Origin of the sequence: Candidatus Viadribacter manganicus, assembly GCF_001679665.1 — a bacterium.
Classification (GTDB): Bacteria; Pseudomonadota; Alphaproteobacteria; order Caulobacterales; family Aquidulcibacteraceae; genus Vitreimonas; species Vitreimonas manganica.
This window is the reverse complement of record NZ_CP013244.1, coordinates 3,345,001-3,359,825: the sequence shown is the minus strand read 5'-3', so window position 1 is coordinate 3,359,825 and position 14,825 is coordinate 3,345,001. Positions and strand designations below refer to the sequence as shown.

The following is a 14,825-nucleotide window of genomic DNA, read 5'->3' as shown; positions in this document are numbered from 1 at the left end:
TGAGCCCCGGAATGACGAAGAGTTACGCGGCGTTCTTTTGGTTCAGCGCCGTGAAGCGGCGCAGGTGATAGTCGACATTGCCGAAGGTGGAGTCGATCATCGTCACGCGCTTAAAGTAGTGACCGACGCGCATTTCGTCGGTGACGCCCATGCCGCCGTGAATTTGAACTGCGGCTTGGCCAACGAAGCGGCTGTGTTTGCCGATCGAAACCTTCGCGCCTGAGACGGCCTTCGCACGCTCAACATCGCTTTCGCCAAGCTTAATCGTAGCGCGCAGCGCCATCGAGTAGCTCTCTTCGCTGGCCATGAACATGTCGACCATGCGGTGTTGGAGCACCTGGAAGTCGGCGATGGCCTTACCGAATTGCTTTCGGGTCTTGGCGTATTCCCGGGTGGACTCCGTCATCATGCGCATGCAGCCGACCGCCTCGGCGCAGTATGCGGCGTTGGCTTCATCGACGATACGCTCGATCAGCGCCAACGCGCCATCGGCCGCGCCGATCAGCGCGTCGGCGCCGACGCTGACGTTCTCGAAATAGACTTCCGACGCACGGGTATCGTCCATCGTCGGGTAGTCGCGTGTGGTGACGCCCTTGGCGTTCTTCGGCACGAGAAAGAGCGAGACGCCCTTCTCGTCGCGCTGGCCGCCGGAGGTGCGGGCGCTGACAAGGAGCGTATCGGCCTGCGGGCCGCCGATGACGACGGCTTTCTGGCCGTTGAGCACATAGCCTGCGCCGTCTTTCTTCGCGGTGGTGGCGACGTCATGGAGCGTCCAGCGGCTCTTCGGCTCGGCTTGTGCAAACGCGATCACGCGCTCGCCGCCAGCGATAGCGTTGAGGTGCTCTTCCTTCTGCGCGGCTGAGCCTGCATATTTCAGTGCGCCGGCGCCGATGACGACGGTCGGTACATAAGGCTCAACCACCAGCGCCTTGCCGAACTCTTCGGCGACGACGTTGATGTCGATCGGGCCGCCACCTAGGCCACCATATTCTTCCGGCAGCGGCGCCATGAGCAGGCCGAGTTCGGCGAACGTCGCCCAATTGGTTTTCCAGGCGTCGTCACTCTTGAGAGCTTCGCGGCGCTTGTCGAAGTCGTACTGGCCAGCCGCCCATTTCGCGATCGAGTCGCGGAGCATGTTCTGTTCGTCGGTGTAATCGAAATTCATCGTGCGTTTCCGGATTTTATTGTTGTCGCGCGTGCAGGATCAAAGACCCAGCACCATCTTCGCGATGATGTTGCGTTGGATTTCGTTGGATCCACCGTAGATCGAGGCTTTGCGCCAGTTGAAATAGACGGGCGCCGCGGCCGATGCGTATTCGGGGCCGACCGCAAACTCGTTGCCGCCGAGACCGCGCGGATAAGGCTGCGCATAATTGCCGACGGCTTCGAGCGTAAGCTCGGTGAGGCGCTGCTGGATCTCAGTGCCCTTGATCTTCAGCAAGGAACTTTCAGGGCCCGGGCCCTTGCCCGCTTGCTCACGCGCAAGCGTGCGCAGTTCGGTCATTTCCAGCGCCGAGAGATCGATTTCGAGCTCGCTGAGCTTGCGTTGAAATTCGTCGTCCTCGATCAGCGGCTTGCCGTCGTCACCGATCTCGGCCTTCGCGATCAACTTCAAGCGCTCAACGTTGCGCTTCGAGCGCGCAACGCCGGCGATGCCGGCGCGTTCGTGAGCGAGCAAGAACTTGGCGCAAGTCCAGCCCTTGTTCTCCTCATAAATGCGCTGATCGACCGGCACCTTCACGTTCTCGAGGAAGACGTCATTCACTTCATAGCCGCCATCGAGCAGCTTGATTGGACGCACTGAGACGCCCGGCGACTTCATGTCGATGAGAAGAAAGCTGATGCCTTCCTGCTGTTTTGCGGTTGCGTCGGTGCGGACGAGGAAGAAGCCCCAGTCGGCGTGTTGGCCGAGCGTGGTCCAGGTCTTCTGGCCGTTGACGATGTAGTGGTCGCCCTCACGCACCGCGCGCGTTTTGAGCGATGCGAGGTCTGAGCCTGCGCCGGGTTCGGAATAGCCTTGGCACCACCAAACGTCGCCGGAGAGGATGCCGGGCAAATACTTCTGCTTCTGCTCGGGCGTGCCGAAGGTGTAGATGACCGGGCCGACCATCGAAACGCCGAACGGAAGCGGCGGGATCGTCTCACCGCGCGCGTTCTCTTCGAGCCAGATGTAACGCTGCGTCGCGGTCCAACCGGTGCCACCATATTCTTTCGGCCAAGCCGGGGCGGACCAACCTTTTTTGCCGAGAATTTTGTGCCAGGCGAGGAAGTCCTCCTTTGAGAGGTCTTCGCGCAGCACCTTGCCCTTCAGGTGCTTTGGATAGTTCTCCTCGATAAACGCGCGCACTTCATTGCGAAACGCGATCTCTTCCGGCGAAAAATTCAAATCCATGATGTTGTCGAGCCCACGCGCGCGAGAGTGCGCGCGGGCGACTATAGAGCGCTTGAAGCTCGCTTCAACTCAGAGCGCGCCACGCGGCTGGATCAATTGCGCATCGGGGATCGGCTTGCCGTTGCGGCGCCGTTCGACGATGGCGGGACGCGGAATATCAGCCGCTTCGCGCTGCACGACGATCGGACGCGGCGTCGCCGCTGGCGCTGCAGGCGGCTGATCGAGGCGCTGGTCCGCCTGCGCCCGCGCAACATCGGTGACTTGGCAATCGATCTCGTTTTCCGCGGCGGCCGCGAAGGGCGCCATCGCTGCGGTGAGCAAGCCAGCCAAAACCAACACTCTCATGTCTCTCCCCTCCGCACGCGGGCCTCTCCCTGACCCGCGCGCCGTTGCGCGCCCTTAGGCCGCTGTTTCTTCCTCTGCGCCAACGGCGATGTCGGCGGTCGAACAGGCGGCGGCTCGCTGCGAACGAAGCATAGCCTGATCGGCGGGGGTTTGGCTGTTCACGGCTTGGCGAGCGATAGCGCTCACCTCCGCTTCGGCCGCAGCGACCGTATCCGCCGTTTGGCGCTGGGCCTCGGCGTTGAGCTGGTATCTGGCGTCGGCAATTTGAGCGCCCGAGACATCCTCGTATGCGGTGCAGCGCACAGCAGCGAGGAACTCATTGCTCGACATCTGCGGCCCGGCCGCCGCCATGGCGAACGGAACGGCGACCACAGCGGCAGCGGTGGTGGCGATGAGAGCGAAACGCATAAATTGACCCTCCAAGTCGAAAAACTGGTTAGTTCCAGCCCGTCTCGCTTTTGGGATGCCACCCCGAGGGGTGTTGGATGCGACCTTGCTGCGATTTCAGGCTGATATCGAAATACGATATGAGGCATCGATAGTCAATGTGAATTTATCGAAAAACGATACATTCCGCTTGCGACCCAATTTGCGCGCCAGATTTCAAGCGCTTAGCTAGAGGGGCTCATGCAGCCACAGCCGATCACCAGCCCCTGCATCAAGGTTTGCGCCGTCAGCGGACTGACCAACACATGCATTGGGTGCGGAAGAACGCTCCGGGAAATCGCACGCTGGGGCTCGATGGATGAAGCCGAGCGCAAGGCCATCATGGCGCAATTGCCAGCTCGCTTGGCGCCCGCGCAACCAACTTAAAGCAGCGCTTCGCGCAGCATGTTGAGCGCAAGCACAGCCAGCACGATGGCGAAGGCGCGCTTCAAGATGAGTTGCGGCAGGCGATGCGCGAGGCGAGCGCCAATTGGCGCCGTGAGCATCGTAAGCAGCGCGAGGAAAATAAAGCCGCCGACATTGACGAAGCCGAGCGACCAAGGCGGCAAACCTTCGCGGCCCCATCCGACGATCGCGTAGCCGATCGCCGCCGGGATCGCGATCGCCGCGCCGAACCCGGAGGCGGTCGCGACGGCCTGATGAATGGGCCGCCCGCACAGCGTCATCACCGTGACGCCAATGGCGCCACCGCCAATGCCCATCAGCGCAGAAAGCAAGCCGAGCCCGCCCGCAATTGTCGCTCGACCAATGCCACGAGGCAGCTCGGCAAACATGCGCCAGTTCGGATTGGCCAATCCCATTTGCGCGGCGATCAGCAACAATCCACCACCAAAGATCAGCAACAACGCTTCAGTGTTCGCGATACCCGCGGCTGCAGCGCCGATGAGCGCGCCAACCGAGATCCAGGGCGTCCAGGTTTTCAGAATATCGAAATCGACAGCGCCCGCTTTCGTATGCGCCGACAGCGAACGCCAGGACGTCGCGATAATTGTGGAGAGCGACGTGCCGACGGCGACGTGCATGCGCACGGCATCATCCAAGCCAAGCGCCGAGAACACGAAATAAAGCGCCGGCACGATGACGATGCCACCGCCGATGCCGAACAGGCCGCCAACAAACCCGGCGGCCAAACCAGCGACCACCAATCCAGCGGCGAACCAAAGAAGTTCAGGATTCATGCGGCCTGCGTGCGCAGATGGCTGACTTCGGCCAGTGCGTCACCGAGCACCTCAAGGCCCGCGCCAGCACGGACACCGCGCTCGGAAAGCACGCGCCGCCACAAACGGCCACCCGGTTGCGAGGCAAACAATCCCAGCATGTGGCGCGTCATGGCTTGAAGTGACACACCGACAGCGAGATTGCGCTCAATGTACGGGAAATACGCTTCGACGGCCGCTTGTCGCGTCATCACTGGCGCCTCGCTGCCGAACACACGTGCGTCAACGTCCAGGAGCACAGCCGGCGTCTGATAGGCCGCGCGCCCCAGCATCACACCATCCAAGCCCTCACCCTCGGCCAAAGCGTGATCGAGATCGCGCAACCCACCGTTCAAGATGATTTCAAGATTGGGCCGCTCGCGCTTAAGCGTGCGCACCAGTTCATAGTCAAGCGGCGGCACGTCGCGATTTTCCTTCGGCGACAAACCGCTTAGCCAGGCCTTGCGGGCATGGACAGTAAAACTGATGCAACCCTCGCGCGCGCAAGCATCGACCAACGCAAAGAGCGCATCGCGCGGCGTTTGCTCATCGACACCAATACGGCACTTGATCGTCACCTGAACCTGCGGCGCCGAAGCTTGGGTCGCCGCCCAGACGCGGGCGACCAGCTCCGGCTCTAACATCAAGCAAGCGCCGAAGCGGCCAGATTGCACGCGATCGGAGGGGCAGCCGATGTTCAGATTAATCTCGTCATAGCCCCAATCGGCGCCGATCCGCGCCGCCTGCGCCATCTTTGCAGGATCGCTGCCGCCGAGTTGCAGAGCCACCGGGTGCTCCATGTCCGAGAAACCAAGCAAACGCTCGCGGTCGCCGTGGATGATGGCGTCGGCTGTCAGCATTTCAGAATAGAGCAACGCCTCACGCGTCAGCGTACGATGGAACGCCCGGCAATGCCGGTCGGTCCAATCCATCATTGGGGCGATGGAAAAACGGCGGTTTAGCGCGCGGGCCACGTGGGCTGTCTATCGCTTCGGAGCGGGCCGGCGCAATTGCGCACAACCGGCCTTCAGCTCCCCGATCCGGCGACATCTTTAACCATCGCGGCGAGCATAGACCCGCAGCTGGCGGAGCCGTTTGCAGCACCGCGCCGCGCCCTCTACAGAGTGGCGCAATGTCGAGCCGCCGCGCCCCACAATCAGACACGCTTTCGCCTGCGCGGCTGACACACTTGCAGCGCCTCGAAGCCGAGAGTGTCCACATCATGCGCGAGGTGGCGGCCGAGTGCGCCAAGCCGGTGATGCTCTATTCAATCGGCAAAGACAGCGCCGTTATGCTGCATCTGGCCGCCAAGGCGTTTTACCCCTCGCCGCTGCCGTTTCCGCTGCTGCATGTCGATACGACGTGGAAGTTCCGCGCCATGTACGAGATGCGCGATCATGTGGCGGCGAACGCCGGTATTGAACTTCTGGTGCACAAGAATCCGGATGCGGAAGCGCGCGGCATCAACCCGTTCGATCACGGATCGCTGCACACTGACCTCTGGAAGACCGAAGGCCTCAAGCAGGCGCTGGATCATTATGGGTTCGACGCGGCGTTCGGAGGCGCGCGGCGCGATGAGGAAAAGTCACGCGCGAAGGAACGCATCTTTTCCTTCCGCACCGCCAATCATCGTTGGGACCCCAAAAGCCAGCGGCCAGAGCTTTGGCGCCTTTACAACGCGCGCAAGCACAAATCGGAATCGATCCGTGTATTCCCGCTCTCGAATTGGACCGAGCTAGACATCTGGCAATACATCCACCTCGAACGCATTCCGATAGTGCCGCTCTATTTCGCTGCTGAACGCCCGGTAGTGCGCCGCGACGGAGCACTCATCATGGTCGATGACGAGCGCATGCAATTGCGCGAGGGCGAAAAGGCGGAGCTGCTGAAAGTCCGCTTCCGCACGCTCGGGTGCTACCCGCTGACCGGCGCTGTCGAGAGCAGCGCGGAGACGTTGACGGCCATCATCCAGGAAATGCTGCTGACCACGACCAGCGAACGCCAGGGCCGGGTCATCGATCACGATCAGGCGGCTTCGATGGAGAAGAAGAAACAGGAGGGCTATTTCTGATGGCCCACGTTTCCAATCTCATCGGCTCGGATATCGAGGCCTACCTCACCCAACACCAGCACAAATCGCTGCTGCGCTTCATCACCTGCGGCAGCGTCGATGACGGCAAATCGACGTTGATAGGCCGCCTGCTCTACGATTCGAAAATGATCTTCGAAGATCAGCTCGCGGCGCTTGAGAAGGATTCCAAGACGGTCGGCACCCAGGGTGGAGAGCTTGACCTGGCGTTGCTCGTCGATGGCCTAGCGGCGGAGCGCGAGCAAGGCATCACCATCGATGTCGCGTATCGCTTCTTCTCGACCGACAAACGCAAGTTCATCGTCGCCGACACACCGGGCCACGAACAATACACGCGCAATATGGTGACCGGCGCCTCAACCGCCGACCTTGCAGTGATCTTAATCGATGCGCGCAAGGGCGTGCTGACGCAGACGCGGCGCCATTCCTATCTCGTTCAACTCATGGGCATCCGGCACGCAGTGCTTGCGGTGAACAAGATGGATTTGGTCGATTGGTCCCAAGAGAGGTTCGACGCGATCGTTTCCGACTATCGCCGTTTTGCGGAGCAGATTGGCCTAAAAAGTGTGCTGGCGATCCCGCTCTCGGGTTTGACCGGAGACAATGTCACAAGCCGGAGCGGGCGCGCCCCTTGGTATGACGGACCGGTGCTGATGGAGCAGCTGGAAACGGTCGAGATCGATGAGGCGCGACGCGTCTCGGGTCCGCTGCGGTTTCCGGTGCAATCGGTCAACCGGCCGAACGCGGACTTTCGCGGCTTCGCCGGCCAGATCGTCAGCGGCCGCGTCAAGCCCGGCGACGCGATCCGTGTCTCGCCTTCAGGTAAAACCAGCACCGTTGATCGCATCGTCACGCAGGATGGCGATCTCGGTGAGGCAATAGCGGGTCAGTCGGTCACGCTCACTCTGAGAGATGAAATCGATTGCTCACGCGGCGACATCATCTCCGCTGCGGATGATCCGCCCGAAGCGTCGGATCAGTTCGAAACGACGTTGATCTGGATGTCGGAGGAACCGGCTTTGCCGGGGCGGCCATATTGGTTGAAAATCGGCGCGCGCACCGTTTCAGCGACGATCACGGAGATCAAACACAAGATCAATGTGAACACGCTCGAGCATCTTGCGGCGAAAGTACTCGAGCCCAACGAGATCGCCGTCTGCAATATTAGTCTCGATCAAGCTGTCGCATTCGATGCTTACGAGCAGAACAGCGATACTGGCGGCTTCATCCTTATCGACCGCACCTCCAACGCCACGGCTGGCGCGGGACTTATTCGCTTTGCGCTACGCCGCGCCCAAAACGTGCATTGGCAATCGATTGATGTAACGCGCAGCGCGCGCGCCGAGATTAAAGGGCAAAAACCAGCTGTGCTTTGGTTCACCGGCCTATCAGGGGCCGGTAAATCGACGATCGCAAACCTGGTCGACAAGAAGCTGCACTCACTCGGCAAGCACACGGTTGTGCTCGATGGCGACAACGTCCGCCACGGGCTGAACCGCGACCTGGGCTTCACCGATGCGGATCGCGTTGAGAACGTGCGGCGCGTCGCTGAAGTCGCGAAGCTTATGGCGGATGCGGGGTTGATCGTGCTCGTCTCGTTCATCTCGCCCTTCCGCGCCGAGCGCGACATGGCGCGCCGATTGATGTGCGATGGCGAATTCTACGAAGTGTTTGTCGACACATCGCTGGCAGAAGCCGAAAAGCGCGACGTGAAGGGCCTCTACAAGAAGGCGCGCTCGGGGCAGCTGAAGAATTTCACCGGCGTCGATAGCCCGTACGAGCGGCCGGAAAATCCGGAATTCCACATCGACACGGCGACCACTGACGCAGCATCAGCGGCTGCGTTGATCGTCGACAAGCTAACGTCCTAGACGCGGCCCGTTACGGGTATCAACGCGCCAGTGATGTCGCGCGCGGCGGGTGACGCGAGAAACAACATCACCCGCGCGAGGTCCTCGGGTTGAACCCAAGTGCTGAAATCGGCGTTCGGCAAGTCTTTGCGGTTCGGCGCGGTATCGAGGATAGAGGGCAGAACGGCGTTCACACGCACCTTGCCCTTCATCTCTTCGGCGAGCGCTTCAGTAAGCTTGTGTACGCCCTGCTTTGAAGCCGCGTACGGCCCGAAGCCGGCGCCTGCCTTCACTGCGCCATGGGCGCCCACGTTGACGATCGCGCCGCCGGTTTCAATGAGATGCGGCAGCGCCGCCTTGCTCGCGTTCACGGCTGTCTTGGTGTTGATCGTGAACATCTTCTCCCACACATCGACACCGCCGTCGGCGACCGCGTTCCAGACAAAACCACCAGCTATGTTGAACAAGGCGTCAATGCGGCTGTGAACTTTGAAGACCGTTTCGATTGCGGCGGCAGCGGCGGCGGCATTGGTGAGATCGGCCCCGCCGACGCTGACGACATCTTCAAAGAGAGCTGCCGCCGGCGCAGGCGCGTAATCAATAAGGACCGGAATGGCGCCAGCTTCGAGCACGATCTTCGCGGCTGCCCGTCCGAGCGCGCCGAACCCGCCGGTGATAACAACGACCTTACCCTGCACGCCGCCCTCCTGGATCGGGGCGTTCTAGCCTGTGCTGACGGGGTCCGCATCCAAATCCGCGCTGATGCGCATCCTCTAGGCAACGATACGTATCGTTGCATGAAGAAACTCAAGCGGACGGGAAACCGTCCGCTCTTTTTTCAGCTCCGGCTCTTCATTTCCTGCATGACGCGTTGTGCGTAAGCGCGGCTCACCGGCACCTCATCACCGCTTTCGAGCACGGCCATGAGACGGCCATTGGCGTCGCGGCGGACCGCCTTCAAGCGCTTCCAGTTCACGAACGCCGAACGGTGAACGCGCAGCATCAAATTGGGATCGAGCTTCTCTTCGAGGTGGGACATGGTCTCACGATGCAAGAGCGTGCGGCCTTCCCAATAGAGACGGACATAATCGCGCTCAGCCTCGATGCGTTCAACGTCAGCGACCGGCACACGCAAGAAGCGGCCGCGATCACGAATCCAGAATTCTTTCTCGTATTGCGGCCCTTCGCGGTCCTCGGCCTCACGCTTCAGGGCATCGAGAACCGCGGCGAGTTCTTCTACGCGGCGGCCAGCGTCTTTCGCGGCGCGGCGTTCGCGCGCGCGACCAAGCGCCGAAGCCAAACGCTCGAACTCAACGGGCTTCACCAAATAGTCCACAGCTGAGGTTTCGAACGCCTGCACGGCGTAGGAGTCGAATGCAGAGACAAAGATAACTTCCGGCCCGCCGGAATCTTCGACCGCATTGGCGACTTCAAACCCATCCGCCAGCGGCATCTTAATGTCGAGCAGCACAACATCAGGCTTCAGGTCACGCATCTGCGTGATCGCTTGCGCGCCATCGCTTGCGGCGCCCACGACTTCAACGTCAGGGATCGCCTGCAACGCAAGCTTAATGCGCCGGAGCGCCAGGGGCTCGTCGTCAGCTAAGAGCAGGCGCAGGGGTTGAGCGGACACCGTCTTCCTCCAGGGGCAAATAGAGTTCAATGCGGCAGCCATGCGGCTCCCGATTGCGTGCGATGAGACCCGCGCGCTGGCCGTAAATCAGTTCAAGACGCTCGCGAATGTTGGCGAGCCCTACGCCGCGCCGGCGCGGCAGCATTTCCTCACCGGGCAGGCCCGGGCCATCGTCTTCCACCACGATCCGCAACACGCCCTCGTCCCGGCGCGCCGATACGTTGATCGAACCGCCATCAACGCTTGGCGTGATCGCGTACTTGATCGCGTTCTCGAGGATGGGTTGCAAAATGAGGCTCGGCAGCTTGGCGTGCTCAAGGCCTGGCTCGATGTCGAACCGCACTTTGAGTTTGTCGTCGAAGCGCGTCTGTTCGATCTCAAGATACTTGCGCTGCGCTTCGAGCTCAGCCGTGAGATTGGCAAGCGCCGTCGGCTGACGATCAAGCGAATAGCGTAAGAACCCGGCGAGCTTCAGGATCATGCTTTCGGCAGCGTCGTTGCGCTTCTCGAGCACAAGCGTCGAGATCGCGTTCAACGTGTTGAAGAGAAAATGCGGATTGATCTGATAGTGCAGCATCCGCAGCTGGGCGTCGTAAGCCAACGCCTGCGCGCGCGCGACGGCTCGCGCCTGTGCGATGCTTTCGAAGTGATAACCCAACAGCGCTTGCGTCAGGCCCCAGAGCGGCAGCGCCCAACCAAACTGGAAAAGATAGATCACGAACGGATAGGGCTCTGGCGAAAAGCCGGCGAGCATCTGCGGCCAGAATTGCTCGCTGTATTGGGTGAGTGGTGCGAGCGCCAAGGCGCCCAGAACCAGCGTCACGTTGCGCGCCCAATTGGACCGCGCCGCGCGCGGCCCCGCGACAACGGCGAGTAGGATGCCGGTCAGCAGAAAATACGTGAAGACAACGAGACCGCGATTTACAAAGTACGGGAAGTCGTTGACGTCCTCCGGCGGATCAGCGCCTGCGGCGGCAGTGCGGATCGCAAGATACATCAGCCAGAAAGCGGCATGAGCCCCCCAGCGTGTCCAGGCCGGGTGCTCGAGCAGGCTTTGGGGCCGCGTCGCGCCCTGCACTGCTTCTGCTTGCTCCCTCATGCCCTCAGCCTATCAAGTTCCAGTCGGAGGTGATGTCGCTGACTGCAGCTGACGGTCCCCTTCGTCGCAATTTCAGGTCGCTTCGTCGTGGCGCCGCGCAAGTTGGCTGAAACCCTCTGAAAACCGAGACTTACGAGCCTCAACCTTACGGCGCCCTGTTTCCGCGACGCCCGCAAGGGCAAACCCGATCCGGCGCGAACACATCCTCGCGAGGTCGCCTGCTTGCAGGTCTGCGAACGCACCTCTAAGGAGCGCCGCGATGCTGGGTGACGCCGAAACTGCCGTTCACAACCGCCGCCAATCACGATGGGGCGCATGACTCTGCTCGGCGCTACCGTTTTCATCAATCTCGATCGCGATACGGCGCGACGCACGCACATGGAAAGCGAGTGCGCGAAAGCTGGACTTTCGCCTATGCGCTTGAGCGCTGCCAATGGCGCGGCGCTGGAAGAGGAGCTGCGCGCCTACTTCCCGCATGCCGGCGATCAAGAGCGCTCGTTCCTCTCGCCAGGGGAAACGGGGTGCTATGCGAGCCACCTCACCATTTGCCGCCGCATCGTCTCGGGCGAGTTACAAGCGCCGGTGCTGGTTTTCGAAGACGACATCGAGCTCCACGACGGCTTCGCCGCATTGATTGAGCGCACGCTCCAGACGCTGCCGGCGGACTGGGACATTGTGCGGCTCTCGAACGACACCAAGCAAGTTGCAGCGCCTCTCGCTGAACTCGGCGGTCGCTACGATCTTGTGCGCTATTCAACGATCCCAGGCAGCACTGGCGCGCTGATGTTCAGCCGCACGGGTGCGGAAAAATTCTTGGCTGCGGAGGCGCGTGACCTGCCGATCGATCAGGATCTCAAGCGCGTCTGGCATTGGGGCCTGAATACGTTCGGCGTGCTGCCCGCGCCGGTGCGCCGCGACATCTTCGATACCTCCTCAATCGACGCGATCGGCGGCGAAGGCCATCGCAGCAAGAAGAAGCGGCAGGCGCGCCTGCGTGCGCATCGGCGCAGTGAAGCCCGAGCGCGCTTCGCACACGGCGTTCGCTCGTTTGGCGCCGGACGTTGGATATTGGCCGAAAGTCTGAGCGCACTCATTGCGCTAGCGCCGAAACGCTCGCGCCCTTCGCTACTCATGCGCGCCAACAGATTGTTCGCGGGCGCTTAGGCGCCGATCAAGGGCAGATCAGATACTTCTCGCCGGTGCGCTTGGCGTTGTAGGCGGCCAACACGTTTGGATTGAGCGCTTCGGTGAGCGATATTTTGTGGCTGTAGTGGCTCTTGAAGGTCGTCGTGAGTTCGTCGACCACGCGCTTGCGCATCCTGCCAACAGTTTCAGGTCCAGCCTTCGCCATGAACGGGGTCAGCAGGAAACCAGAAAGTCCCCACGAAAGGCCAAAATTGCGCGTCAACGTCGTCGGCCCCAGATCAAGTCCGCCGTAGATATAAACTTGCTTGTGCGTGTCGGAGCCGTAGCGGCTGTAGGTCTTCATGCGCTTCACGGCAGCAACTTCCATCGCGCCTAGAATTTGGCTCGCCAGTTTGCCACCGCCAATTGCGTCGAAGCCAAGGGTGGCCCCAGTTTCAATGAGCGCCGCCGTTAGATCATCTTGGAACGTCTCCGCCGAGGAGTTCAGCACGTATTTCGCGCCAATTCCCTGCAGCAACGCAACTTGCTCGGCGCTGCGCACGATGTTGACGAGCGGAATGCCGTCGCTCGCACATATCTTCACAAGCATCTGACCAAGATTGGAAGCAGCGGCGGTATGCACGATCGCGGTGTGGCCTTCGCGGCGCATGACTTCGGTGAATGCGAGCGAGGTCAGCGGATTGACGAAGCACGACGCCCCGTCGGCGGGATCCGTGCCCACGGGAAGCTCCATACACATCGCGGCCGGCAAACAGCGATATTGCGCGTACATTGCCCCGCCAAGCAGCGCGACGGTTTTGCCGAGGAGCGCTTGCGCTTCAGGCGAGGCGCCAACCTTCACGACCGTACCGCAACCTTCATTGCCGATCGGCATGGCCTCACCGACGCGGCCCGCCATAGCGCGCATGCCGGCGGGCGGAATGGTGGCTGTGATAACCGGCAGACCGTCACGCGTTGAGGCGCGCGCTGTCGAAACATCGCCGGCGCCGACCAGGAGGCCGAGATCGGATGGGTTGATAGGAGTTGCGAGCACACGCACCAGCACCTCGTGGTCGCGCGGCTGCGGCATCGGTAAGCGAGCGAGTGATATCTCAAGCTCGCCGCCCTCCTTCACCAGCGACAGCATGGTCAGGTTATCTTGCGGCAGTTCGGTCATGGCGGCGCGCCTTCTTCGATATGGAGTAAGCGACAGCGCTAGCTGAAGCATGCCGGCGCCACAACGCAAAACGGCCCCGCTGTTTCCAGCAGGGCCGTTGCTTAGTTGGGTGCGGGAGTAGGATTTGAACCTACGACCTTCAGGTTATGAGCCTGACGAGCTACCGGGCTGCTCCATCCCGCGGCAAACTTTCCGACGCTTGAGTAGCAGCCCGGTCTTTTCCGGTCGACGGCCTCGCTTTCGCTCGGCCTTGGGCTGCTCCATCCCGCGGCAAACTTTTGATCTCTGATGCGCAAACGGCCGCGTGTTTAGCGCGGCCGGAAGACGTCACGGCCGAAGCCGTCATTGTGATTTGAGGGTTCTATTGGACTTTGCGTTCACGCGGATCTTGCAGACCCGGCAGCGACCTACTCTCCCATGCCTTGAGACATAGTACCATTGGCCCTGGGGGACTTAACGACTGAGTTCGGGATGGGATCAGGTGGGGACCCCCCGGCATAGCCGCCAGGTCGGCAAGACCCGCGCGAAAAGCTCTTGTACCAAACAAGAGATGACATTGTCTGTTTGCGTTGTTTGTGGCGACGCAGTCGTCGCCGTGCATGAACAATGATCGTTCAAGCCGATTGAGCGATTAGTACTAGTCAGCTTCAAGCCTCACGGCTCTTCCACACCTAGCCTATCAACGTAGTAGTCTTCTACGGCTCTCTAGGGAAACCTAGTTTTGAGGGGGGTTTCACGCTTAGATGCTTTCAGCGTTTATCCCGTCCGCACTTAGCTACCCAGCTGCGCCATTGGCATGACGACTGGTGCACCAGAGGTGCGTTCATCCCGGTCCTCTCGTACTAAGGACAAATCCTCTCAAGTTTCCAACACGCACGGTAGATAGGGACCAAACTGTCTCACGACGTTCTGAACCCAGCTCACGTACCACTTTAAATGGCGAACAGCCATACCCTTGGGACCTGCTCCAGCCCCAGGATGTGATGAGCCGACATCGAGGTGCCAAACCGCCCCGTCGCTATGGACGCTTGGGGGCGATCAGCCTGTTATCCCCGGAGTACCTTTTATCCGTTGAGCGATGACCCTCCACACACGGGATCACCGGATCACTATGACCGACTTTCGTCTCTGCTCGACTCGTCAGTCTCGCAGTCAGGCAGGCTTATGCCATTGCACTCAACAACCGATGTCCGACCGGTTTGAGCCTACCATCGCGCGCCTCCGTTACTCTTTGGGAGGCGACCGCCCCAGTCAAACTGCCCGCCATGCTGGGTCCCGGATCCAGATAATGGATCGCGGTTAGACGTCACCGAAAATCAGGGTGGTGTTTCATCTTGCGGCTCCACGAAAGCTGACGCCTCCGCTTCAAAGCCTCCCACCTAGCCTACACAAATCGTCGATAACGCCACAGCAAAGCTGCAGTAAAGGTTCACAGGGTCTTTCCGTCTAGCCGCGCGAACTCCGCATCTTCA

14 protein-coding genes, 1 tRNA gene and 2 rRNA genes (1 of these 17 running past the window's edge) are annotated in these 14,825 nt (G+C 61.0%); 4 read left to right on the top strand and 13 right to left on the bottom strand.

Annotated elements, in window-relative coordinates; translation table 11 throughout:
* Positions 1 to 22 precede the first annotated feature (22 nt).
* The 4 genes from ATE48_RS17265 to ATE48_RS17250 all read right to left on the bottom strand — a co-directional run bounded on the left by ATE48_RS17265 (position 23) and on the right by ATE48_RS17250 (position 3,145).
* Entirely contained in the window at positions 23 to 1,165 is a 1,143-nt protein-coding gene (locus ATE48_RS17265) for an acyl-CoA dehydrogenase family protein (RefSeq protein ID WP_066773738.1), read from the bottom strand.
* Positions 1,166 to 1,204: 39 nt separating this feature from the next.
* The gene (locus tag ATE48_RS17260) at positions 1,205 to 2,392 is read right to left on the bottom strand and encodes an acyl-CoA dehydrogenase family protein (protein ID WP_066773736.1); all 1,188 of its coding nucleotides are present in this window, start codon (positions 2,390 to 2,392) and stop codon (positions 1,205 to 1,207) included.
* 69 nt (positions 2,393 to 2,461) lie between these two features.
* Positions 2,462 to 2,737, bottom strand: a complete 276-nt coding sequence (locus ATE48_RS17255) for a hypothetical protein (protein ID WP_066773734.1) — start codon at positions 2,735 to 2,737, stop codon at positions 2,462 to 2,464.
* A gap of 54 nt (positions 2,738 to 2,791) precedes the next feature.
* Positions 2,792 to 3,145 (bottom strand): hypothetical protein, encoded by a 354-nt coding sequence (locus tag ATE48_RS17250; RefSeq protein ID WP_066773733.1) that lies wholly within the window; start codon positions 3,143 to 3,145, stop codon positions 2,792 to 2,794.
* Between the two features lie 219 nt (positions 3,146 to 3,364).
* Here ATE48_RS17250 and ATE48_RS17245 point away from each other — a divergent pair, with 219 nt between their 5' ends.
* A complete protein-coding gene (locus ATE48_RS17245; RefSeq protein WP_066773732.1) occupies positions 3,365 to 3,550 on the top strand; it encodes a DUF1289 domain-containing protein in 186 nt (61 codons plus the stop codon).
* Here the strand turns inward: ATE48_RS17245 and ATE48_RS17240 are convergent.
* Positions 3,547 to 4,362 (bottom strand): sulfite exporter TauE/SafE family protein, encoded by an 816-nt coding sequence (locus tag ATE48_RS17240; RefSeq protein WP_066773730.1) that lies wholly within the window; start codon positions 4,360 to 4,362, stop codon positions 3,547 to 3,549. The genes ATE48_RS17245 and ATE48_RS17240 overlap by 4 nt on opposite strands.
* Positions 4,359 to 5,354 carry a tRNA dihydrouridine(20/20a) synthase DusA gene (dusA, locus tag ATE48_RS17235; RefSeq protein ID WP_083197437.1) on the bottom strand — a complete coding sequence of 332 codons (996 nt, stop codon included), beginning with the start codon at positions 5,352 to 5,354 and terminating at the stop codon, positions 4,359 to 4,361. Before dusA ends, ATE48_RS17240 begins: the two co-directional genes overlap by 4 nt.
* Before the next feature lie 158 nt (positions 5,355 to 5,512).
* Between dusA and cysD the strand changes: the two genes are divergently transcribed.
* Positions 5,513 to 6,451 (top strand): sulfate adenylyltransferase subunit CysD, encoded by a 939-nt coding sequence (gene cysD / locus ATE48_RS17230; RefSeq protein ID WP_066773727.1) that lies wholly within the window; start codon positions 5,513 to 5,515, stop codon positions 6,449 to 6,451.
* Complete coding sequence (gene cysN / locus ATE48_RS17225; protein WP_066773725.1) at positions 6,451 to 8,340, top strand: sulfate adenylyltransferase subunit CysN; 1,890 nt, start codon at positions 6,451 to 6,453, stop codon at positions 8,338 to 8,340. Before cysD ends, cysN begins: the two co-directional genes overlap by 1 nt.
* Here cysN and ATE48_RS17220 read toward each other — a convergent pair.
* From ATE48_RS17220 to ATE48_RS17210, 3 genes are all read right to left on the bottom strand, one after another.
* Positions 8,337 to 9,017 carry an SDR family NAD(P)-dependent oxidoreductase gene (locus tag ATE48_RS17220; RefSeq protein WP_066773723.1) on the bottom strand — a complete coding sequence of 227 codons (681 nt, stop codon included), beginning with the start codon at positions 9,015 to 9,017 and terminating at the stop codon, positions 8,337 to 8,339. The two genes, cysN and ATE48_RS17220, sit on opposite strands and share 4 nt — an antisense overlap.
* Before the next feature lie 140 nt (positions 9,018 to 9,157).
* Positions 9,158 to 9,952, bottom strand: a complete 795-nt coding sequence (locus tag ATE48_RS17215; protein ID WP_228126683.1) for a LytR/AlgR family response regulator transcription factor — start codon at positions 9,950 to 9,952, stop codon at positions 9,158 to 9,160.
* Positions 9,918 to 11,051 carry a sensor histidine kinase gene (locus tag ATE48_RS17210; RefSeq protein WP_083197436.1) on the bottom strand — a complete coding sequence of 378 codons (1,134 nt, stop codon included), beginning with the start codon at positions 11,049 to 11,051 and terminating at the stop codon, positions 9,918 to 9,920. The genes ATE48_RS17215 and ATE48_RS17210 overlap by 35 nt, the downstream gene beginning before the upstream one ends.
* A gap of 315 nt (positions 11,052 to 11,366) precedes the next feature.
* Here ATE48_RS17210 and ATE48_RS17205 point away from each other — a divergent pair, with 315 nt between their 5' ends.
* A complete protein-coding gene (locus tag ATE48_RS17205) occupies positions 11,367 to 12,215 on the top strand; it encodes a glycosyltransferase family 25 protein (protein ID WP_228126682.1) in 849 nt (282 codons plus the stop codon).
* A gap of 7 nt (positions 12,216 to 12,222) precedes the next feature.
* Here ATE48_RS17205 and ATE48_RS17200 read toward each other — a convergent pair whose 3' ends face one another.
* The 4 genes from ATE48_RS17200 to ATE48_RS17185 form a co-directional block, all read right to left on the bottom strand.
* Positions 12,223 to 13,353 (bottom strand): zinc-binding dehydrogenase, encoded by a 1,131-nt coding sequence (locus ATE48_RS17200; RefSeq protein WP_066773715.1) that lies wholly within the window; start codon positions 13,351 to 13,353, stop codon positions 12,223 to 12,225.
* A gap of 106 nt (positions 13,354 to 13,459) precedes the next feature.
* Positions 13,460 to 13,536: transfer RNA gene (locus ATE48_RS17195), tRNA-Met, on the bottom strand.
* A 211-nt stretch (positions 13,537 to 13,747) separates the two neighbouring features.
* Positions 13,748 to 13,862: ribosomal RNA gene (gene rrf / locus ATE48_RS17190) — 5S ribosomal RNA — on the bottom strand.
* A 101-nt stretch (positions 13,863 to 13,963) separates the two neighbouring features.
* Positions 13,964 to 14,825: ribosomal RNA gene (locus ATE48_RS17185) — 23S ribosomal RNA — on the bottom strand (it continues 1,930 nt past the right edge of the window).

Excerpts from the sequence above, each read along its gene's own strand:
- ATE48_RS17200 (WP_066773715.1), bottom strand. The coding sequence starts at position 13,353 with ATGACCGAACTGCCGCAAGATAACCTGACCATGCTGTCGCTGGTGAAG.
- ATE48_RS17210 (WP_083197436.1), bottom strand. The coding sequence starts at position 11,051 with ATGAGGGAGCAAGCAGAAGCAGTGCAGGGCGCGACGCGGCCCCAAAGC.
- ATE48_RS17265 (WP_066773738.1), bottom strand. The coding sequence starts at position 1,165 with ATGAATTTCGATTACACCGACGAACAGAACATGCTCCGCGACTCGATC.
- ATE48_RS17255 (WP_066773734.1), bottom strand. The coding sequence starts at position 2,737 with ATGAGAGTGTTGGTTTTGGCTGGCTTGCTCACCGCAGCGATGGCGCCC.
- ATE48_RS17205 (WP_228126682.1), top strand. The coding sequence starts at position 11,367 with ATGACTCTGCTCGGCGCTACCGTTTTCATCAATCTCGATCGCGATACG.
- ATE48_RS17245 (WP_066773732.1), top strand. The coding sequence starts at position 3,365 with ATGCAGCCACAGCCGATCACCAGCCCCTGCATCAAGGTTTGCGCCGTC.
- ATE48_RS17260 (WP_066773736.1), bottom strand. The coding sequence starts at position 2,392 with ATGGATTTGAATTTTTCGCCGGAAGAGATCGCGTTTCGCAATGAAGTG.
- ATE48_RS17240 (WP_066773730.1), bottom strand. The coding sequence starts at position 4,362 with ATGAATCCTGAACTTCTTTGGTTCGCCGCTGGATTGGTGGTCGCTGGT.
- ATE48_RS17250 (WP_066773733.1), bottom strand. The coding sequence starts at position 3,145 with ATGCGTTTCGCTCTCATCGCCACCACCGCTGCCGCTGTGGTCGCCGTT.
- cysD (WP_066773727.1), top strand. The coding sequence starts at position 5,513 with ATGTCGAGCCGCCGCGCCCCACAATCAGACACGCTTTCGCCTGCGCGG.
- cysN (WP_066773725.1), top strand. The coding sequence starts at position 6,451 with ATGGCCCACGTTTCCAATCTCATCGGCTCGGATATCGAGGCCTACCTC.